At 65.7% G+C, this 1,526-nt stretch carries 1 protein-coding gene; it reads left to right on the top strand.

Annotation, left to right across the window (positions count from 1 at the left end):
* The coding region (locus MSIMFI_RS26400) for a type I polyketide synthase (protein ID WP_191499890.1) at window positions 1-1,506 on the top strand (1,506 nt) is incomplete at its 5' end.
* Window positions 1,507-1,526 lie beyond the last annotated feature (20 nt).

The following is a 1,526-nucleotide window of genomic DNA, read 5'->3' on the forward strand; positions in this document are numbered from 1 at the left end:
GACCTGCCCTTCAAACACCTCGGCATCGACTCGCTGACCGCCTTGGAACTGCGCAACGCCCTGACCCAACACTGCGGCCTGACCCTGCCCTCCACGCTGGTCTTCGACCACCCCACCCCCACTGCCATCGCCAGATATCTACTCACCCAACTCAGCGATACCGGCGCGGCGTCGGTTCCAGTACGCGCGCTGCCCGCCGCTGCCGCCGATGACCCCATCGTGGTCGTCGGCATGGCTTGTCGCTTCCCCGGCGGGGTGGACTCCCCAGCGGCGTTGTGGGACGTGGTCAGCAGCGGCACCGACACGATGGGCAGCTTCCCCACCGATCGCGGCTGGAACCTGGCGGAGTTGTTTGACCCCGACCCCGACGCGGTGGGCAAGACCTACACCAGCCAGGGGGCCTTTCTTCCTACCGCCGCCGAATTCGACGCGGAATTTTTCGGGATCTCAGCGCGGGAAGCTCAAGCCATTGGCCCTCAGCAGCGAAATTTTTTGGAGGTGTGCTGGGAAGCCTTGGAAACCGCCGGGATTGATCCCACGGAGTTGATGGGCACTAATACCGGAATATTCGCGGGAACCTGGACACAGCCCTATGGCATTTCGGCTTCTGTTGGGGTCGAGGGTTACGCCCTGACCGGCACCGCCATCAGCATGGCCTCGGGGCGAGTGGCCTATCACTTGGGATTGCAAGGCCCGGCGATCACGGTGGACACCGCGTGTTCGTCGTCGCTGGTCGCCACCCATCTGGCATGTCAATCTCTACGCACCGGCGAATCCAGCTTGGCGCTCGCCGGCGGCTCGACGATCATGACCACGCCGTTCATCTTCACCGAGTTCGCGCGCCAACGGGGGCTGGCCGTCAATGGACGTTGTAAGGCATTCGCCGCCGCCGCCGATGGCACCGGCTGGGGCGAGGGTGCTGCGGTGGTGGTGTTGGAGCGTCTGAGCGACGCCCGTCGCCACCACCACCCGATACTGGCGGTCATCGCGGGTTCGGCGGTCAACCAAGACGGCGCCTCCAACGGGCTGACCGCCCCCAACGGGCTGGCCCAGCAGCGTGTCATCGCTCAAGCCGTCGCCAACGCCGGCATCGGACTCGACCAGGTCGACGTGGTGGAGGCCCACGGCACCGGGACCACACTGGGCGATCCGATCGAGGCCGGCGCACTGATCGCCACCTATGGCGCACACCGCGACTCCGAGCATCCCCTGTGGCTGGGATCGATCAAGTCCAACCTGGGTCATACTCAGGCCGCCGCCGGGGCTGCGGGGTTGATCAAAATGATCACCGCGTTGCAGCACGAGATGTTGCCGCCCACCCTGCACGTCGATCAGCCCAGCCCGCATGTCGACTGGTCAGCCGGCACAGTGCGCCTGCTCACCGAACCCATCAGCTGGCCGGTCACCGATCACCCCAAAACCGCGGCGGTGTCCTCGTTCGGCATCAGCGGCACCAACGCCCACGTGATCATCCAGCAAGCCCCCGTTGGCGCGCGAACTCGGTGAAGATGAACGGCGTGGTCATG

Source organism: Mycobacterium simulans, assembly GCF_900232995.1.
Lineage (GTDB): Bacteria > Actinomycetota > Actinomycetes > Mycobacteriales > Mycobacteriaceae > Mycobacterium > Mycobacterium simulans.